This window comes from Sphingobacterium sp. JUb20 (assembly GCF_004342035.1).
In the GTDB taxonomy this organism is placed as follows: domain Bacteria; phylum Bacteroidota; class Bacteroidia; order Sphingobacteriales; family Sphingobacteriaceae; genus Sphingobacterium; species Sphingobacterium anhuiense.
Window position 1 is genome coordinate 215,499 of sequence record NZ_SLYV01000002.1, and the last position, 18,588, is coordinate 234,086.

The following is an 18,588-nucleotide window of genomic DNA, read 5'->3' on the forward strand; positions in this document are numbered from 1 at the left end:
AATTAAAAATTTTATGAAACGCAAAAATAATAACACTATGATATATACACTCCTGTTGTCCTGTTTAATTACGGCAACATCATGTAACCGAGATAGCTATAAACCTTCAGCTTCAGATAACATAAAAGACAAAGGCGATGTAACGATTTATACAACAACCAATACACGTTCCCAAGATTTTACAAAAGGATTTATAGATTTCAGCACGAAATTTAATATGTCACCAAACACGATCACATTAGATCCGAACCAAAAGTTTCAAACGATGGACGGTTTTGGTGCCGCTATTACAGGATCTACTTGTTATAACTTAATGAAGATGAGTAAAGAAGATCGTACCAAGTTTTTAACAGAAACTTTTTCAGATGAAAAAGGTATGGGAATGAATTATATAAGAATTGCTATTGGATGTTCTGATTTCTCTTTAAGTGAGTACACCTGTTGGGATAAAGAAGGGAAAGAAAATTTTGCCTTGCAGTTCGAAGAGAAGCAATATATCCTACCTGTGCTAAAAGAAATACTGGCAATCAATCCATCAATCAAAATCATGGGTTCTCCATGGACACCGCCCAAATGGATGAAAGTAAATAATTTGACAGATTTGAAACCTTTCGATTCTTGGACGAGTGGTCAGTTGAACCCTAAGCATTACCAAGACTATGGATGGTATTTTGTGCAGTGGTTGCAGGCAATGAAAAAAGAAGGCATCACGGTATCTTCGATTACAGTTCAAAACGAACCTTTAAACCGTGGTAATTCGGCTTCGTTGTACATGACCTGGCAAGAACAACAGGCTTTTATTAAACAAGCATTAGGTCCGCAATTGAAAGCAGCTGCGTTAGAAACTAAAATCTATGCCTTCGATCATAATTACAACTATGATAATATTGCTGATCAAAATGACTATCCTGTGAAAATTTATAACGATGCAGGCGCTGCTTCTTATATAGCTGGAGCCGCATTTCACAATTATGGCGGTGACAAAGCTGAATTATTGGATATTCATAACCAACGTCCAGATAAAGAACTGGTCTTTACAGAAACATCTATTGGAGAGTGGAATGAAGGTCGAAATCTTGAAAAGAGATTAATGGAAGATATGCGTGAAGTAGCGTTAGGAACGGTCAATAATTGGAGCCGGGCAGTTATAGTTTGGAATCTGATGTTAGACACCGATAAAGGACCAAATCGTGAAGGGGGATGCCAGACCTGTTATGGTGCTGTTGATATCAGTAAATCTAATTTTAAGAATATCACACGCAATTCGCACTACTACATTGTAGGACACCTTTCTTCAGTCGTAAAATCTGGTGCAGTGCGTATTGGAGCGAAAGGATATACAGCAGAGGGGCTAGTGTACACTGCATTTCAAAATAAAGATGGGTCTTATGCAATTGTATTGCTGAATGATGCCGAAGAAAATAGAAAGATTACAATAAGTGATTCAAAAAATCATTTCAGCTATGAGGTGCCGGCTAAATCAGTAGTTTCTTATCGTTGGGCCAATTAAAATCTAAAAAATATGAAAAGACCTATTTTAAATTTCCTATTTGGAACTGTCGCAGTTGCGGCGCTGTATTCCTGTAAAAAGGATGAAAAATATGTGTATCAAATAGGTGAGCCCAAATTGGAAGTGAAATCAGATATTTCAGCAGCTCACTTTGGAGACAGTTTAGTATTTCAAGTACATGCTTCGGATCAAGAGATTGCTTTATCGACTGTAAAAGTACAGTTGTTTTTTACAGATGACCAAGTGTCGGAAACCACTATACGAACAAAGGAAAATGGAGACTATTCTGGAAAAATCTTTATACCCTTCTATAAGAATGTGCCAAATGGTAAGGCAACGTTAAAATTTATTCTACAGAATATTAGTCAGAAAATGACTGAACAGTCTTATGAAATTGATTTGACTAGACCAGATTTTCCTTATTTGAATTTAGTAACAGAGTCTAAATCCTATAAGATGGAGAAAATAGGGACTAATGAATATGCGGTTACAGAAAGTTTTCCATCTTCAGTAAAGGGTTATATCCAGGCTCCAAAAGTAGGTGAGCAAGGAAATCCAATGAATTTTGGTTGTGTCAACAATACTGTTGAAATTGGATCTATGACCGAAATTCCTTTTACCAATTTAACTTCCGGTGTATATAGCATAAAGTTTAATACCCTGACTTATGAAGCATCGCCATTCATAAATATTTATTTGAATGGTAATTTATTAAGTCGCATGGATGATGATCATTTTAAAGGAGAGTTGGAGCTGAAAAATGGTGAACAGGTTACATTTGATGGTATCGACGATGTGAAAAACTGGTGGATTGATCCGGATTATTTCACACAAAAGTCAGATGGATCCATCAATTTTAACGGTATTAATGGAAAGTATCGTATAACGGTAGATTTTAAATTGAAGTATTTTCTTGTAGAAAGCATGGATGGAGCAAATCTGGCATCACTGAAAGCCGATGGTACAGGAGCTATCTGGATCATTGGAGAAGGTATTGGTAAGCCCGGCATTGCAACTAACCAAGTCGGTTGGAGCCCAGAGAAGGCTTTGTGCATGATGCCGATCGGAAACAAAAAATATCAGATTACCTTGAAGGCCGGAGAATCCATTCATGCAAGTAATATCAACTTCAAATTTTTCCATCAAAAGGATTGGGGGGGCGAGTTTGGAGCAACAAGTATCAGTACAGATAATGATATGATTTTTATTGGTGACGGCAATAATGGCAGGGATTCGGGTAATTTAGGCATAGTTTCTGGTAAATCTCTTGCTTTAGGAACTAGCTATATTTTGACGGTAGATTTGAGTCAGGGTAATAGCAAAGCTATTCTGACAGTCGTGAAAAAATAAACATATTAAAGAAGTAGATGTAAGCCTTTACTCATAATTGAGTAAAGGCTTTTTTATTGAATAGGTAAGTTAAAAATCACGATAGGGTAAAAAAAACCTATCATTTTGATAGTAGCCGATCATTTTGATATTGATATACAGTCTTTTGATTTTTTTATAATTCACTTAAACTGTTGTTTTATTATTTGTTCGGTCTGTTACGATTATTTGGCACAAATTTCGTGTATCAATAGCAAAAAGAGAAAGTGCTTTTAGTGAATAAGAAGTTTTTGGTTAGATAATGATTGCTTTGAAAGTGATTGTTGGAATCATATAACAAAACAGTGACAAAAATATGTAGAAACTGATCAATATTCTAAGGGTTTTGATCGTTTTTTATATGTTGACAAGATGATTTTTTAAGAAATTTAACAAGAAGATATAAATAAAAAAGGAATGGATACAATTAATGAAAATATAGCTACAGATTATATAACTGCTCATTATAAAGAAATAAATAATGAAATACGTCAGTTGTCCAATCATAAAAATTTCGCAGGGATTCTTCAGGCAGTCGTAAATTTTTTAAAGTCACAACTAACAAATGGACAAATACAAAAAATAGGTGAACGTATAAAAGTGATGGGCTGGCTTCATAAACGTGGAAATGATTATGTGCGGTTTATTATTGAAAACTTATTTGTGCGTTCTTTTGACAGTATGAAAAAAAGCTGTACACCGCCACAATGGGAGGATTTATATAGGAAATTTCCTCTGGATCTAAAAAGAGTTTATGCAGCACAAAAAGCAATGGCATACAGATAAAATCTACTCTTTAATAATAGAGAGGAATAATCAGATGCTTTACGGGTTGCATTGACTAAATAATTTGGATTGATTTAAAGATATACTAAAAATTGGGAATGTGATAGAATGCATTCCCAATCTTATTTCCTAAGTTGTTCTCATATTTACAGATGTAAATTCCGATTTCTATTTATTCGAGTTCATATTTTGTGAGAAGAAGAACATTTTTATGCCGTGATATAGGACTTTAGGTCTTTCAATTGTTTGCGGTATGACCAACTAACAGCAGATTCTGTCAGAATAAATAAAATTAATACAAAAACAAGACAAACGATAAATAAGTTTACTTGACCAGGGAATAATAATTCCATTTTATTTAGGGCTGGAATAATGCTTACCTTATTAAAATAACAATATAAAATGCCAAACCCCGATGCGATAAATGTAGTGATGTAATGAAAGCTTTTATAATTTGCTAGTTCTAATCGTAGCTCATGATAGAAAGATCTTACATCTTGAATATTTTGAACATTGATGGTATTACATATTTTATAAAAAAAATAAAACCGGCTGAAGTAATAGCTGGTAAAAATGAACAAAATACTATAAAAGAAATAGTATATCAATGCTAGTTCTTTAGTAAATCCAAAATAAGTCGGCAAAAAAGCAAGTAAGAACATAGCCAGAACTTGTGCCGAAAATTCCATTTTCATTTTTGATTTGATAGATTGAATGATGCTTAACGTTTCCATATTTTTGGTTTTAAATTGTTATTGTTTAATTATTATACAGTAAGTAAGAGAAAATTCTAAACGTTACACTTTTTTTTATTTCTTTTAAAACCTTGATATATAGGAGGCCCATTTTCGTCTTAAATTGTAAACTGCCATTGCTATTATGAATTTATTCAGACAGTTCTATCGTATCATTATTCTTGTATCTTCTTGCTAATTCATACCTTTGTCCTTGAAAATGGAGAAAAGTAGATTTTTTATAGAAGTAGCTTATTTTGGGAAAAATTACCATGGCTGGCAGGTTCAAAATAATGCAATTTCTGTTCAAGAGCGATTGAATGATGCTTTAGCAATTCTATTGCGTGTGCCAACAGAAACGATTGGAGCAGGTAGAACTGATACCGGTGTTCATGCCAAACAATTATTTGTTCATTTTGATGCAGATTCCACTGGAATATTAGCAAATCCAGATCGTTTTCTACATGCTTTGAATGGTTTATTACCTCATGATATTGCAGTTAAATCTGTTTTACCTGTTCATCAAGATGCCCATGCCCGTTTTGATGCGGTGCGTCGCTCATATGAATATCATCTTCATTTCGAAAAAGATCCTTTTATATATGCATACTCTTCATTTTTAAGAGATATTCCCGATGTAGAAAAGATGAATAAAGCGGCTGAATTTTTGTTAGGAAAACAAGATTTTAGTTGTTTTAGCAAATCTAATACACAAGTTTTTACCAATATCTGCACGGTATCGAGAGCCGAATGGATATGGGAAAGTGAAGCGAAACTTGTTTTTCACATTACAGCAGATCGATTCTTACGTAATATGGTACGAGCTGTTGTTGGGACCCTGTTAGAGATCGGAATAAAAGGTAAACCAATTTCATTTATGGAAGAAGTCATTGCTAGTCAAAATCGTTCAATGGCTGGTACATCTGTACCGGCTCAGGGTTTGTATTTGACTGAAGTGGCCTACCCTTACCCTGTAAAATAGAAAAAGTGAGTCAAGAGAAAATAGTAGGAAAAACATATGACGTCAATCTGTTACGTCGGATGGTTAAGTATATGAAACCTTACGGAAACATATTCTGGATCTCCGTGGTATTGACCATCTTATTAGCAGCGGTTGCGCCAGCACTGCCTATATTAATCCAATATACTCTGGATAAATATATATTACAGTTTAATACATCGGGACTTAGTTTGATGTTTATTCTGATGATTGTATTGCTTATTGTACAAACATTGGTCCGCTACTATCATACCCTTATGACCAATACGCTTGGACAATCGGTAATTCGTGACATCCGTATTGAAGTTTTTAATCATATCACCAAGCTTAGATTAAAATATTTCGATCAGACGCCATTAGGAAAGTTGATAACACGAACCATCTCAGATCTGGAAACCATCTCCAATATTTTTTCTGAAGGGTTGATCCAAATTATTGGTGATCTATTGCAGCTCGTAGTTATACTCGGGGTCATGTTTTATACCGACTGGAAATTGACCTTGATTGTTCTCGTGCCGATGCCACTGATGATAGCAGCCACTTATATATTTAAAGAGGCTATGAAATCCGCTTTTCAGGATGTTCGGAAGTGGGTTTCCAATTTAAATACCTTTCTACAGGAGCATATCTCTGGAATGGGCATTATCAAGTATTTTGCCCGTGAAGAACAGGAGATGAATAAATTTAAAGATATCAATGGGCACCATCGGAATGCTCATATTCGTGCCAATTGGTATTTTTCAATATTTTTTCCAGTTTTGGAGATTATCATGGCTATTTCTTTGGGTTTATTGGTGTGGTTTGGAGCCAAGCAGATTTTAGGTGATGTCATCTCAGCAGGGGTAGTGGTCGCTTTTATCATGTATATCAATATGATCTTTCGCCCTATTCGCGAGCTAATCGATAAATTCAATACCCTACAGATGGGTATGGTGAGTGCAGAGCGTATTTTTGAAGTCTTAGATACCGACGAACATACACCTAATGACGGCAATTTGACACCAAATCATATCCGTGGAGAAATCGAATTTAAAAATGTATGGTTCGCTTATAACGATGAAAATTGGGTTTTACGTGATGTTAGTTTTAAAGTAGCACCTGGAGAAACTTTGGCATTAGTTGGAGCTACAGGAGCAGGAAAATCATCTACTATCAATATTCTGAGCCGGTTCTATGAAATTAATAAAGGTCAGATTTTACTTGATGGTATTGATATTAGGGAGTATGAATTGAATTTTCTACGGAAAACAATTGCAACAGTACTTCAGGATGTTTTCTTATTTTCAGATTCTATCTTACATAATATAGATTTGCACGACGAACATATTACACGCGAATCCATCATTTCTGCAGCGAAACAAGTCGGGGCACATGATTTTATTATGAGATTACCAGGTGGGTACGACTATCAAGTGCAGGAAAGAGGGGCTACACTATCGTCAGGACAAGCACAACTGATTTCTTTTATAAGAGCTTTAGTACATGATCCACGAATTTTGGTATTGGATGAAGCAACTTCATCTGTCGATACGGAAACAGAAGAACTTATTCAACATGCGATTGATAATTTGATGGTGGGAAGAACAGCAATTGTGATTGCGCATCGATTATCGACAATTCAAAAAGCAAATAAGATCATTGTCTTAGAAAAGGGTGAGATCATGGAAGTTGGTACACACCATGAGTTATTAAATATCGATGGCTATTATAAAAAATTGTATGATCTGCAATTCCATTCTGCAGGAATTTAAAAAAGTAAGACCAAAGTCAGGGAAGCTTTCCTTACTTTGGTCTTATTGTGTAATAGATACTTTGCGTCCTCGTGTAAAAATCACCAAAAGAAGACACTTATTGTACAGACATTATATAACTGTTTTTTTCGATTGTCTCTTCCGCACTGATATGTATATTAGCACTTATTTCAGAACCACTTCCAATTAAAACATTACTTCCAATACTGCTATTAGGGCCAATTGTAACAAAATCTTCAACAATAGTATTGCTGGCAATCACTGCATTGCTACCAATAACACAATGGTTACCAATTTGAACATCAGGAGCAATGGATGCTCCAGGTAAAATAAGAGTACCTTTACCGATATCCGCTCTTTTAGAGACATGCGCTTTAGGATGTATCAGTGAACAGTATTTCCAAAAACAGTTTTCGGAAACAATTCTTTGTCGTAATCCCGAATCGAGAACAGCTACAAATACCATGTCTTCTTCCTGATTTATCTCTTGGTGAAGTTCAACCGGATAATCAAAGACATCAGTAATAAGTAATGATTTATCAATAAGACCTGCAATATCCAATTTAAGCTCTTCTGCAGTTTCGACAGCAACTTTAGCGTGTGCTGTAGCGCCATAAATATATAACATCTCGCAAAAGTAAAAAATACCAAATCAAAAGCTGGAATTAATTGTTATTGTTATGTAATGTGTTATTTTTAAATTAGCAGTTCGCGAATATAATAGAACAAGTGACCGTTAAGTCTAGTATAATCACATTGCAACACATTTGATTGTAACCCAAACAAAGACAATTTTCAATCTTATCTCCAGCTACGAAAGGCTGTTTGTATCGGAAATATATTGTGTTTGCAATCAAATTTATCTAAGTTTGTCATCAATCAATTTATATAAAAAATGATTCAACGTATTCAAACCATTTATTTGCTGGTAGCCGGACTTGTTTTGTTTGGCTTATTTCTGTTTCCATATGTTCATTATAATGATCTTGTAGGCCTTGGAAAAGATGTAAAAGTAACAGGTATTTATGGAACGTCGGCTGGTTTGCCAACACATGAAACTGGTTTTTATTATATCTTACAGATCATTGCAACGGTAATAGTGGGCCTGTTACCCCTATATACCATCTTCAAATTTAAGAATCGCAAAACTCAGATAAAATTGATTCTTCTGAATATTGTATTGATCATTTTATTAGGCATATGGTTATATGCAAGTGCAAGTGGTCATTTAGTAACGGTAAACCAGTTTTTAGGAGCAGGGACAATTGGTGTCGGCTTCTTTTTATTGCCTATATCCATTATTTTTCTATCCTTAGCATTAGGAGCAATTCGTAAAGATGAAAAATTGATTAAGTCTGCAGATCGATTACGTTAATAAGAAAAACAAGATTTAATATAGAAAGCTATGTATTCAGTACATAGCTTTTTTTAATATTTAAAAATGAAACCAGCATCTGCATATCGTTCACAAATAGTAGTGAATATGCTCATGTTAACTTTACTGCCGTTAAAAACAGCTTATATTCCAATGAAAATAATAATAAAAGACTTCGTTATCATATGCATGTTTCTCTTATTTGGCCAATTTGTGTATGCACAGTCCGATAAGATAGATAAGGAACCATTAGTAGTAGATGAGATTCAAATTGATGTTAAAAGCGTCCAAATTGACGCTAAATTAAAGACTGCAACCGTTGAACTTTTTCTTACCTCTTACAACAGAAATGAACGCGAACTTAAATTAAACACTTATGGTACGCAATTGGTTGATGTAAAAGGGAGAAAATATCTATTCGGAACGTTAAGTCTAGGGAAAATTCTGGTAAAATTAGAGGACAAGCAAAACTACATTAACTATTTAATGAAAATGGATGAACCTGTATTGTTGACCCTAAAAGTTGCAAACTGGGGAAAAGAAAAACCAAAAGAATTGATCCTTGTCTTTGAAGACAGTGAAGAAGAAGGTCACTATATAGAAACGGCTGTTCAATTATAATTGAACAGCCGTTTCTATATAAATTTAATAACTTATCTGCTGTATCGAATTTGTTGGCGATCCATCATACCCATTTGATCTTTCATCATTTTGATTTGATCGGCCAATAATTTACTCTTATCTGCTTTTTTAGCTTCCTGTAAATATTTCTCTGCCTCACGCTTATTACGTTTTGCCATTGCGATACCTGCTAAACTAAGTTTTGCTAGTGCAATATTGTGATCCATATGAAGACCTAATGTCAATGCCTTTTTGAAATATTTCTCAGCTTGCATAGGAGCACGTTGCGATTCGATCAGGCCGATTAACATATTGTAATAGCCATATTGAGCCGGAATTAACTGCTTTTCATAGTTTGTGATTTTATTTAACCATTTTTCAGCTTTTGGCATATCTTGCTTGCGAAGAAACCATTGCGCCAATAACATATATTCATGGAAGAAAACTGTTACAAATCCGATTATTGTTAAGAATATTCCTAAAATACCCCATCCCCATTGGCCAATCCAAAATAAAGCAACTGTTCCGATTAATAGCACACTGCTAATAATAATTCTTACAAGATTTGACATAAGTCTATATTTAATGTAAATGTATATCGAGTTTAATTTTGCAAATATCCGTTAAATTGTGCGCTAAAGCAACTTGTTTTAGTTGTTATTTTGTAAAATTGTATATTTAGAATATGGGAAAACGTTTTGATAAATCTTGGGAACCGATTTTAGGCCCACTTTTAGGTCAGTCTTATATGGTTGATCTATCTTTTTTTGTGCAACAAGCAAGAGATAATGGACAAGTATTTCCTCCGCAAGATCTAGTATTCAATGCATTTCGATTAACCACTTTTGATTCGCTTAAAGTAGTGATTTTGGGACAAGATCCCTATCACAACGATGGTCAAGCTCACGGTCTGGCATTTTCGGTTCCAGAGGGCATTGCATTACCGCCATCCTTAAAGAATATTTTTAAAGAATTGGAAACAGATATTTTAGACTTTAAAATTCCGAAATCAGGAGATTTATCGTATTGGGCCAAGCAGGGAGTTTTATTATTGAATGCTACACTTACAGTCAATGCACATCAAGCAGGGTCACATCAGAAAAAAGGTTGGGAAAAGTTCACAGATCAGGTTATTCAGGCAATTTCAGAAAATAAAGAAGCTGTAGTCTTTTTATTGTGGGGTGCATATGCACAGAAAAAGGCGAGCCTAATAAACGCTCAGAAACATTTGGTTTTGACAGCAGTACATCCATCACCTTTATCTGTTTATCGTGGGTTTTTCGGATGCAGGCATTTTTCTCAGACAAATGTCTTCTTACAGCAACATGGAGAAAAACCGATTGACTGGAAATTGATCTAGTTATCCATCTCAAGCAGTCATAACTTCCGCGAGTAACGATTGCAGTTCTTGAGTAGAAATATGATGGAGATGATTTATTTTGATTTTTCGTTGCTTATAAAGCACATGTGTCATTTGAAGATGGCTGTCATAAGTTATTTTTAGATCTTGTAAACACGTTATTCTTTCTTCAATCTCACCGATAATCGCATATTCAAAAGTGCCGATTATGGTAAACCGCTGTATCAGCAACTGATTGTTTCTAAGCAACGATAGATCAAACCAGGCTCCTTCACCAACGCCACCGAGATATTGAGAACTCTCAGGGATATGAAGCGGTTTATGTTTAGATAACATGCTTCCGATACTGATGTCTTCAGGGAGTAAAGCAGCCTGTTTGCTGTATACGTTTTCACTTAGCTTTTTAATTAAGAATAAGAGTGATTGAACGCGAGACATTCTGAAATTCTGCAATCCATATTCTGGAGAATAACGATAAATCATTTTGTTCTCAGCAGAATTCACAATATTGCTGATCGGACTAGCTTTAATAGTTTCCGGAAAATTAATCGGATGGGACCAGCAAAATTGGCGTGAAGAAGCAAACAGTAGCCGTGTAATGAAACGAGAGCAGTTATTGTTTCCTTTTGCCACTGCTCCGTATGGATAGGAACCTTTCTGTACCCATTTATCTGCAAATGCTTTTGCATGGTCAAAGTTAAGTCCTTTGACGATAGAGAAGAAAAGTTCACCACTTCCCTGCATAGCAGGTTTCATATTTTCAAAATGAGCAACGATAGCCTCTAAGTTTGAAATCTCCCCATTTTTGAACGTCGCTTTGATACTGATTGATAAAAGAGGGTCTGACTCTTTTGATCTTGTTCGTCCATAACCTCGTGGAGAGATATATCTGCCAAAATCATAATAAAACAAATCGCCTGTTTTTGAGGAAATGATAACAACACCAGTATGTCCAACCTTAAAATTTAAATTCTTAACGATCCCTATTTTTTTGAAAAACATCATCCATTTTTCATCACCTCTTATTGTGGCATCTGGCCAAGAAAGAATAAGTGCAAAATCAGGATATGGTGTAATACTATCTGTCATAACTGTATTGTAAAGATAATAAATATAATTTATTGCCTTCTCTAATGCTACCACATGCGAAAAATAGTAATTATGAATAACTATTTTTTCACACTTTTATTTATGATAAATTCATTATCAACACGTAACCTTAATCTACTTTTATCAGTCAAGTATATTAGAAAGAATATGTTATGTCAATTATAGTAGTTGTCAAGTAATGAATGGAAAGCAAAATAACTGGTGCTAAAATCGAGCCGATTTTTAAGTGGGACAGCAGATTTTTCGCTAAAGTGAAAATCCCTAAGGCAGATCATAAAGGAAGTAATCCAAAATAGGGATGTATATATACGATGAAGAACATTGCCCATCAGCAGGAAGCAAAATGGACAATGTATTTATTCATTAATATTCCAAAGGAATAATAGGTTCTTTTTTACTTGTGGACATTATCATCATGGTCTGGAAAGTTTTTACAAACGGAATCTTAGCTATTTTTTCCATAATTACAGCTTCATATGCTTTAATATCCTTAACATATACTTTAAGCATGAAATCACAGCTTCCTGTTACGTGATGACATTCAGTTACTTCGGGAATCATTTTAACTGCTGCTACAAATTCTGGGATAGCATTGTGTGTATGAAAATCCAACGATATTTGTATGAAAGATTTAATTCCTAATCCTAATTTTTCTTCATCAACAAATGCGTGGTAGCTCTTTATAAATCCTGAATTTTCAAGTTTTCGTACTCGTTCCAATGTTGGAGCGGGCGAAAGTCCGATGCTTGAAGCTAGTTGCAGGTTGGTGATACGTCCGTTCTCCTGTAATAATTTTAGGATTTTTAAATCTGTTTTATCTGGCAAAAATGGCATATTCAACTATTTTTATTGGTGATATTCTGTAAATATACACAATTGTTCCAAATTTAATTTGGTGTTGTAGTGTGTTTTTGATTTTTAATTTTTTGTATAATCAAAAACAATATTTTCGACAATATGATATAGATTTTTATTATGGTAAATCATTTGTTTGTAAAAAAAGAGCTACCTGTTAAGCTTAGAGTGCGTAAAAAGTGACATTCGTCACTTTTTTTATCAAAATGGGCGCTTAAACTACTAAAAGTAACGTTTTATTGGCATGTAAATCGTAACTTTGTCGTTCAGAAGATTGTGGGTTTTACCTGAATGCAATTTTTTAAACCGTGAGAGCGAACTATGAGTACTAAAGACGACGATTTACTAAAAGAGCTGGAGCTCGAAGAATATAAATACGGGTTCACAACAGACATCGAAATGGAATTTGCGCCGATTGGTCTTACAGAAGACACCGTGCGTTTTATTTCAGCTAAGAAAAACGAGCCTGAATGGTTATTGGAATGGAGATTAAAAGCATTCCGTCATTTTCAGACCTTAAAAATGCCGAAATGGCAAAATTTCGAAACACCAGAGGTTGATTTTCAAGGCATTTCCTATTATGCGGCGCCAAAGGCAAAACCGCAATTAAACAGTTTAGATGAAGTAGACCCTGAGTTATTGTCTACATTCGCTAAGCTTGGAATTCCTTTGGACGAGCAGAAAATTTTGGCAGGTGTAGTTGCCGTAGATGCTGTATTTGATTCAGTATCTGTGAAAACAACTTTCCGTGAAAAATTAAAAGAACAAGGTGTTATCTTTTGTTCTTTTGGAGAAGCTGTTCAAGAGCACCCTGAATTGGTTAAAAAATATTTAGGATCAGTTGTTCCTCAAACAGATAATATTTACGCCGCATTAAATTCAGCAGTATTCTCTGATGGATCTTTCGTGTATATTCCGAAAGGCGTTCGTTGCCCAATGGAATTGTCTACTTATTTCCGTATCAATGCACAAAATACAGGTCAATTTGAACGTACATTAATTGTTGCTGAAGAAGGCGCGTATGTCTCCTATTTAGAAGGTTGTACAGCTCCTATGCGCGATGAAAATCAATTGCACGCAGCAGTAGTCGAATTAATTGCAGAAAAAGACGCTGAAATAAAATATTCTACCGTTCAAAACTGGTATCCTGGTGATAAAGACGGTAAAGGTGGTATCTTCAACTTCGTTACAAAACGTGGTATTTGTAAAGGTGATAATAGCAAAATTTCCTGGACACAAGTAGAAACTGGGTCAGCAATTACATGGAAATATCCCGGTGTCATCTTAAAAGGCGATAATTCAGTTGGTGAATTTTATTCGGTAGCAATGACACGTAATATGCAAGTCGCAGATACAGGTACCAAGATGATTCACATCGGGAAAAACACCAAATCAAAGATTATTTCTAAAGGTATTTCTGCAGGCAAAAGCCACAACAGTTACAGAGGTTTGGTGAAAATCGGACCAAATGCAGATAACGCAAGAAACTTTACACAATGTGACTCCTTACTAATCGGAGACCGTTGTGGTGCACATACGTTCCCTTATATCGAAAATCGTAATAATACAGCAACTTTAGAACATGAGGCTACCACTTCGAAAATAGGAGAAGATCAAGTCTTTTACCTAAATCAACGTGGTATCGATTCGGAGAAGGCAGTGGGCTTAATTGTCAATGGTTACGCAAAGGAAGTATTAAACCAGTTACCGATGGAATTTGCTGTTGAAGCACAGAAGTTGTTGGCGATTTCGTTAGAAGGTTCAGTAGGATAGATAAAAAAAATAGTTGCAACCAGAGTACTTGTTGAAAGTACCATGCGCAATACACAATACTAATAAAGAAATGTTAAGTATAAAAAATTTACACGCGTCTGTAGACGGCAAACAAATTTTAAAAGGTTTAAATCTTGAAGTAAAAGCAGGTGAGATTCATGCAATCATGGGTCCCAATGGTGCTGGTAAAAGTACTTTAGGAAATGTTTTAGCTGGTCGTGATGCGTACGAAGTGACAGAAGGTGAAGCTTTATTGGACAACGTTGATCTATTGGATTTATCTCCAGAAGATCGTGCTCGTGAAGGGCTGTTCTTAGCTTTCCAATATCCAATTGAAATACCAGGAGTATCGAACATTAACTTCTTGAAAACAGCAGTTAACGATATTCGTGCATATAAAGGTCTGCCTCCAATGGAAGCAAAAGAATTCTTAAAAACAGTGAAAGAAAAGCAACTGTTGGTAGAATTCTCTGCGAACTTGGCTAACCGTTCATTGAATGAAGGATTCTCAGGTGGTGAGAAAAAAAGAAATGAGATCTTCCAGCTGGCCATGTTAAATCCTAAATTATCTATTTTGGATGAAACAGATTCAGGTTTGGATATCGATGCTTTACGTATCGTAGCAAATGGTGTTAATCAATTGCGTTCTAAAGATAATGCTTTTGTAGTTATCACGCATTACCAACGTCTTTTAGATTATATCGTGCCAGATGTTGTTCACGTATTATACAACGGACGTATTGTAAAATCTGGTCCTAAAGAATTAGCTTTAGAATTAGAAGAAAAAGGTTACGATTGGTTAAAAGAATTAGACGCACAAAACGCATAATTACACAAATCTTGTGAAAGAATAGAGGTGTTAATTAGCGATTTGATTAAAATATAAAATGAATACATTAGTTTCAGAATCATTACTTCAACAAGTGTTGAGCAATTTTCAAGAGCAAGTAGCAGAGCCTGCTTTTTTGTCGGCAATACGTCAGCAAGCTTTTGATCGCTTCTCAGCAGTTGGCTTTCCAACGGTGAAAGACGAAGAATGGAAATATACCAATATTCATAAGCTTATCGATCAATCATATGTATTGAATTCGGATGTGGATATTGAAGGATTAGATTTTAGTGCCGGTGAAATTCCAAATCTGGATGCACACCGCATCGTGTTGGTTAATGGTCAATATATGCTGTCATTCTCCTCTTTAGAAGAAGAAAAAGGCCTCATTGTGAAAACGATGGAGGATGCTGTAGAAGAACCTGCTTTTCAAGCACATTTTGCACAACATGCAGACAAAACTAGTAATCCTTTCGTAGCATTAAATACAGCTGGTTATACCAATGGTGTTTTTATTGCACTTGCAAAAAATACCATATTAGCTAAGCCGATTCATATTATCCATGTTGCGACAGGTACAGAAGATTTCTTTTCACAGACACGTAATTTAATCGTGCTGGAAGCAAATGCTGAAGCAGAGATTATCGAGTCTTATATGACTGTTGCTGGTGCCGCTAAAAACATTCAAAATAAAGTGTCAGAGATCATTGTCAAAGAAAACGCTAAAATGCAACATTATTATTTGCAAGTAGCGGAATCTGCGAGTAATTATTTCAATCATACTGAAGTATATCAAGAGAAATATAGCTTATACAATAACTATAACTGTAATTTTCCTGGAGCAGCTTTTATAAGAAATAATATCAACGTACGTCTTGACGCTGAAAATGTAGAAAGCCACTTATACGGTATCAACTTGACAGATGATAAACAGTTGGTTGATAACCACACAGAAGTGGATCATATGAAACCACATTGTGAATCTTACGAATGGTATAAAAATATTACGCAGGGAGAATCTGCAGCTGTTTTTAATGGTAAGATTTTCGTACGTGAGGATGCTCAAAAAACAAATGCATTTCAACAAAATAATAACTTGTTGATTTCAGATAAATCTGCAGTATATACCAAGCCGCAACTTGAAATTTTTGCTGATGATGTGAAATGTTCACATGGATGTACGATTGGACAATTTGATAACGATGCCTTATTCTATCTAAGAGCTAGAGGTATTGGTGAAGAAGCCGCTCGTATCTTATTAGTACATGCATTTGCATTTGATGTAACAACTCGTTTCTCGAATGAGGTTGTTCGTCAATATGTCGAAGAATTAGTTGAAGAGAGTTTATCCAGTTAATAGATAATACGATCTATTGTAATACAATAAAAGCGTTTGAGCCCTAATTCAAACGCTTTTATTTCTAAATAATTTCAAGATCTGGATTTATTTCTAATAAGTCTCGAATAAATGAATCCGTTGAACGTGGATTTATAAAAACATCATCATATTTATTAAAATATATAATTAAACCCTTTTGGTAAGGATTTAAAATGGGGTAAATTCCTCTGATTTGGTTTCGCTCAATTTTTCTAATGTCATCAATAGAGATGGCTTTTTTTCTAGAAAATTACTGAGTAGTAGAGAACGATCTGCAATCTGGTACTTCGGAAATATAAAAATAATGTACCAGATTAATCTGAGAAATAGAGTTGAAATTAGTGCAATTAGAAAAAATCCCTTATTGATATTTTCATAGTAATTGAAAGTAAGTAAGGTGATGATGCTAAGTCATCAACTGTAGGCTCCTTTACCAATTTTCGCGCTGTAACTCTTCATAATTAAGTATTTTCTGGTTCAGTTACTTGTTAATATAGTAAATTTTTCATTTTACTATAAGTAGGTGTTTTTTCTAAATGCTACATATATAATTTTTAAGCTTGGTAAGCAATAATTTCTTTTTGTTGATGAATAAATATATAACTTCATTATATTTTAAATATAACCGCTTTATAATCTTAGGGTTATCGCTATTTGTGATAGTTTCGATCTACGTCTTGATGTTTCGAGTCATTGACCATAGGTTACACACTTTAAACAAGAGGATTTTAAAAGAGATGTCATTTGAGAAATCACAATTAGTCCAAAAAGAATTCGATGATTTTGATCGTGTTTTCCATTTGATTGGGCTTGCCGCTGATGAAGGACAGCAAAAATTTATGAATAAACTGATTGATCAAGACAGTGTGCGACAGTTTCTCATTGCCTACACGTATTGGAGATCTGATGGTCTTAATTTTTCAAAAAGTCTGGAATGGTATGTCGATCCGAAGGCCGTCGATCCCGTGATTGAGAGTACAGCATTACCAGAAGATTTCAGAAAAACAAAATTTATTAAAAGTGAAAAAGGGATGTATTTACATGTTTATGTCCCAACCGATGAGGGAGTTCTTCAGCTGACACTAGATCTGCATAAACTGAACGCTTATTTTTGGGCTGGAAATCCAGGGACCCGGGCATATTTTGAAGTATATGATGCCAATGGAATATGTTTGATTTATCCTGATGAAAAACAAATAGGAAAAAAAAGAATAAAGAGCTGGAAGCAATATCCAGTAAAAAATAATCTGGTCATGTCAGACTATATTCTGATGGAAGTTCTGTTGGATGAATATAAATTCAAAGGAACATTTGAAAATAATCGATTATTTGTGAATGTGCTATTGATGCTGACAGAAGATGATGTACGTGATATTAGTAACAAGACATTCCTTCTAGGTGCTATAGGTATTGCTACCATGTTATTTTTTATGTTTTTGCTTGACATTCAAAATAGAAAGGCGAAGCGATTGCGGTTAAAAAATCTGGAATATCAAAAAGAAGATGCGTTGCTTCGTTTTGAAAATTTGAAACGGAAAGTAGATCCACATTTTCTGTTTAATGCTTTGGGATCTCTACAGCAATTAATTGGCAAAGACCCGGTTCAAGCAAAAGTTTTTGTTGGGAAGATGGCAAAAGTATACCGGAAGTTTTTAAGTGGCGATGAGTCAGGTCTAGCAACGATAAGAGAAGAATTGGCACTTGCAGAGGAATATTTTTTCATGCAAAAAATTCGTTTTGTAGATACTTTAAGTCCATTGAAAATCAACGTCACTCCAGAGGTCATATCTTTATTTATTCCGAAATTCAGTTTGCAGATTTTAATTGAAAATGCCATCAAACACAATGAACTTCGTAAGGAGCAACCATTATCAATTACGATTGAAGAGCAGGAAGGAAGATTGGTCGTTCGTAATACTGTATTGTTCAAAAAACCGGATATGGACGCCGCAGGTTATGGAACCAAAATGATAGCACATGTTTACGATTTTTACCAGGTACAAGGGTTTGAAATCCAACATCATGATGCTGATTTTACTGTATATCTACCATTCATCCATATTGACAGTCGATAAAGATAAAATAATAATTTTAGAGCACTGGACTATTTCTTCCAGTAAAACTGCGGATTCACTCCT

Annotated in this window: 17 protein-coding genes and 1 pseudogene; 12 read left to right on the forward strand and 6 right to left on the reverse strand. The window is 34.8% G+C overall.

The window, feature by feature from the left end; genetic code table 11:
* The first annotated feature begins 37 nt into the window (after nucleotides 1-37).
* The 3 genes from EDF66_RS04190 (at nucleotide 38) to EDF66_RS04200 (ending at nucleotide 3,664) form a co-directional block, all read left to right on the forward strand.
* Entirely contained in the window at nucleotides 38-1,510 is a 1,473-nt protein-coding gene (locus EDF66_RS04190) for a glycoside hydrolase family 30 protein (RefSeq protein WP_132840845.1), read from the forward strand.
* A gap of 12 nt (nucleotides 1,511-1,522) precedes the next feature.
* Nucleotides 1,523-2,860, forward strand: a complete 1,338-nt coding sequence (locus EDF66_RS04195; protein WP_132840846.1) for a DUF5125 domain-containing protein — start codon at nucleotides 1,523-1,525, stop codon at nucleotides 2,858-2,860.
* 435 nt (nucleotides 2,861-3,295) lie between these two features.
* A complete protein-coding gene (locus EDF66_RS04200) occupies nucleotides 3,296-3,664 on the forward strand; it encodes a hypothetical protein (RefSeq protein WP_132840848.1) in 369 nt (122 codons plus the stop codon).
* Between the two features lie 209 nt (nucleotides 3,665-3,873).
* Here the strand turns inward: EDF66_RS04200 and EDF66_RS04205 are convergent, their stop codons facing one another.
* Nucleotides 3,874-4,398, reverse strand: coding sequence for a hypothetical protein (locus EDF66_RS04205; protein ID WP_132840850.1), 525 nt, complete (start codon nucleotides 4,396-4,398; stop codon nucleotides 3,874-3,876).
* 220 nt (nucleotides 4,399-4,618) lie between these two features.
* Between EDF66_RS04205 and truA the strand changes: the two genes are divergently transcribed.
* Together truA and EDF66_RS04215 are read left to right on the forward strand one after the other, a co-directional pair.
* Nucleotides 4,619-5,380: a tRNA pseudouridine(38-40) synthase TruA gene (truA, locus tag EDF66_RS04210; protein ID WP_183917590.1), complete on the forward strand. Its 762-nt coding sequence runs from the start codon at nucleotides 4,619-4,621 to the stop codon at nucleotides 5,378-5,380.
* 5 nt (nucleotides 5,381-5,385) lie between these two features.
* Nucleotides 5,386-7,149, forward strand: a complete 1,764-nt coding sequence (locus EDF66_RS04215) for an ABC transporter ATP-binding protein (RefSeq protein ID WP_132840854.1) — start codon at nucleotides 5,386-5,388, stop codon at nucleotides 7,147-7,149.
* Nucleotides 7,150-7,246: 97 nt separating this feature from the next.
* On the opposite strand, the gene EDF66_RS04220 is transcribed toward EDF66_RS04215, so the two are convergent.
* The gene (locus EDF66_RS04220; protein WP_132840855.1) at nucleotides 7,247-7,777 is read right to left on the reverse strand and encodes an acetyltransferase; all 531 of its coding nucleotides are present in this window, start codon (nucleotides 7,775-7,777) and stop codon (nucleotides 7,247-7,249) included.
* 267 nt (nucleotides 7,778-8,044) lie between these two features.
* On the opposite strand from EDF66_RS04220, the gene EDF66_RS04225 reads away from it, so the two are divergent.
* Nucleotides 8,045-8,524, forward strand: coding sequence for a DUF4293 domain-containing protein (locus EDF66_RS04225; RefSeq protein ID WP_021190063.1), 480 nt, complete (start codon nucleotides 8,045-8,047; stop codon nucleotides 8,522-8,524).
* Nucleotides 8,525-8,590: 66 nt separating this feature from the next.
* Entirely contained in the window at nucleotides 8,591-9,145 is a 555-nt protein-coding gene (locus tag EDF66_RS04230) for a hypothetical protein (protein WP_132840857.1), read from the forward strand.
* A 32-nt stretch (nucleotides 9,146-9,177) separates the two neighbouring features.
* On the opposite strand, the gene EDF66_RS04235 is transcribed toward EDF66_RS04230, so the two are convergent.
* A complete protein-coding gene (locus EDF66_RS04235; RefSeq protein WP_021192435.1) occupies nucleotides 9,178-9,717 on the reverse strand; it encodes a tetratricopeptide repeat protein in 540 nt (179 codons plus the stop codon).
* A gap of 113 nt (nucleotides 9,718-9,830) precedes the next feature.
* On the opposite strand from EDF66_RS04235, the gene ung reads away from it, so the two are divergent.
* Nucleotides 9,831-10,505, forward strand: a complete 675-nt coding sequence (gene ung, locus EDF66_RS04240) for a uracil-DNA glycosylase (RefSeq protein ID WP_132840859.1) — start codon at nucleotides 9,831-9,833, stop codon at nucleotides 10,503-10,505.
* 9 nt (nucleotides 10,506-10,514) lie between these two features.
* Here ung and EDF66_RS04245 read toward each other — a convergent pair whose 3' ends face one another.
* Complete coding sequence (locus EDF66_RS04245; RefSeq protein WP_132769449.1) at nucleotides 10,515-11,594, reverse strand: DUF6695 family protein; 1,080 nt, start codon at nucleotides 11,592-11,594, stop codon at nucleotides 10,515-10,517.
* Between the two features lie 384 nt (nucleotides 11,595-11,978).
* Nucleotides 11,979-12,449 (reverse strand): Lrp/AsnC family transcriptional regulator, encoded by a 471-nt coding sequence (locus EDF66_RS04250; protein ID WP_021192431.1) that lies wholly within the window; start codon nucleotides 12,447-12,449, stop codon nucleotides 11,979-11,981.
* 342 nt (nucleotides 12,450-12,791) lie between these two features.
* On the opposite strand from EDF66_RS04250, the gene sufB reads away from it, so the two are divergent.
* The 3 genes from sufB (at nucleotide 12,792) to sufD (ending at nucleotide 16,429) form a co-directional block, all read left to right on the forward strand.
* Nucleotides 12,792-14,243, forward strand: coding sequence for a Fe-S cluster assembly protein SufB (sufB, locus tag EDF66_RS04255; protein WP_021192430.1), 1,452 nt, complete (start codon nucleotides 12,792-12,794; stop codon nucleotides 14,241-14,243).
* A 70-nt stretch (nucleotides 14,244-14,313) separates the two neighbouring features.
* Complete coding sequence (gene sufC / locus EDF66_RS04260) at nucleotides 14,314-15,072, forward strand: Fe-S cluster assembly ATPase SufC (RefSeq protein ID WP_132840860.1); 759 nt, start codon at nucleotides 14,314-14,316, stop codon at nucleotides 15,070-15,072.
* 58 nt (nucleotides 15,073-15,130) lie between these two features.
* On the forward strand, nucleotides 15,131-16,429 hold the full coding sequence (gene sufD, locus EDF66_RS04265; protein WP_132840862.1) for a Fe-S cluster assembly protein SufD: 1,299 nt from the start codon (nucleotides 15,131-15,133) through the stop codon (nucleotides 16,427-16,429).
* Between the two features lie 64 nt (nucleotides 16,430-16,493).
* Here sufD and EDF66_RS26570 read toward each other — a convergent pair.
* Nucleotides 16,494-16,685, reverse strand: a pseudogene (locus tag EDF66_RS26570) (PH domain-containing protein); the annotation flags it as partial.
* A 502-nt stretch (nucleotides 16,686-17,187) separates the two neighbouring features.
* Here EDF66_RS26570 and EDF66_RS04275 point away from each other — a divergent pair.
* Nucleotides 17,188-18,525, forward strand: coding sequence for a sensor histidine kinase (locus tag EDF66_RS04275; protein WP_165902365.1), 1,338 nt, complete (start codon nucleotides 17,188-17,190; stop codon nucleotides 18,523-18,525).
* The last annotated feature ends 63 nt before the right edge of the window (nucleotides 18,526-18,588 follow it).

What these genes read in the sequence shown, in the direction of transcription:
- EDF66_RS04220 (WP_132840855.1), bottom strand. Translation starts at nt 7,777, where the DNA reads ATGTTATATATTTATGGCGCTACAGCACACGCTAAAGTTGCTGTCGAA.
- truA (WP_183917590.1), top strand. Translation starts at nt 4,619, where the DNA reads ATGGAGAAAAGTAGATTTTTTATAGAAGTAGCTTATTTTGGGAAAAAT.
- EDF66_RS04200 (WP_132840848.1), top strand. Translation starts at nt 3,296, where the DNA reads ATGGATACAATTAATGAAAATATAGCTACAGATTATATAACTGCTCAT.
- sufC (WP_132840860.1), top strand. Translation starts at nt 14,314, where the DNA reads ATGTTAAGTATAAAAAATTTACACGCGTCTGTAGACGGCAAACAAATT.
- sufB (WP_021192430.1), top strand. Translation starts at nt 12,792, where the DNA reads ATGAGTACTAAAGACGACGATTTACTAAAAGAGCTGGAGCTCGAAGAA.
- EDF66_RS04235 (WP_021192435.1), bottom strand. Translation starts at nt 9,717, where the DNA reads ATGTCAAATCTTGTAAGAATTATTATTAGCAGTGTGCTATTAATCGGA.
- EDF66_RS04230 (WP_132840857.1), top strand. Translation starts at nt 8,591, where the DNA reads ATGAAACCAGCATCTGCATATCGTTCACAAATAGTAGTGAATATGCTC.
- ung (WP_132840859.1), top strand. Translation starts at nt 9,831, where the DNA reads ATGGGAAAACGTTTTGATAAATCTTGGGAACCGATTTTAGGCCCACTT.
- EDF66_RS04195 (WP_132840846.1), top strand. Translation starts at nt 1,523, where the DNA reads ATGAAAAGACCTATTTTAAATTTCCTATTTGGAACTGTCGCAGTTGCG.
- EDF66_RS04245 (WP_132769449.1), bottom strand. Translation starts at nt 11,594, where the DNA reads ATGACAGATAGTATTACACCATATCCTGATTTTGCACTTATTCTTTCT.
- EDF66_RS04250 (WP_021192431.1), bottom strand. Translation starts at nt 12,449, where the DNA reads ATGCCATTTTTGCCAGATAAAACAGATTTAAAAATCCTAAAATTATTA.
- EDF66_RS04205 (WP_132840850.1), bottom strand. Translation starts at nt 4,398, where the DNA reads ATGGAAACGTTAAGCATCATTCAATCTATCAAATCAAAAATGAAAATG.
- EDF66_RS04190 (WP_132840845.1), top strand. Translation starts at nt 38, where the DNA reads ATGATATATACACTCCTGTTGTCCTGTTTAATTACGGCAACATCATGT.
- sufD (WP_132840862.1), top strand. Translation starts at nt 15,131, where the DNA reads ATGAATACATTAGTTTCAGAATCATTACTTCAACAAGTGTTGAGCAAT.
- EDF66_RS04225 (WP_021190063.1), top strand. Translation starts at nt 8,045, where the DNA reads ATGATTCAACGTATTCAAACCATTTATTTGCTGGTAGCCGGACTTGTT.
- EDF66_RS04275 (WP_165902365.1), top strand. Translation starts at nt 17,188, where the DNA reads ATGTCATTTGAGAAATCACAATTAGTCCAAAAAGAATTCGATGATTTT.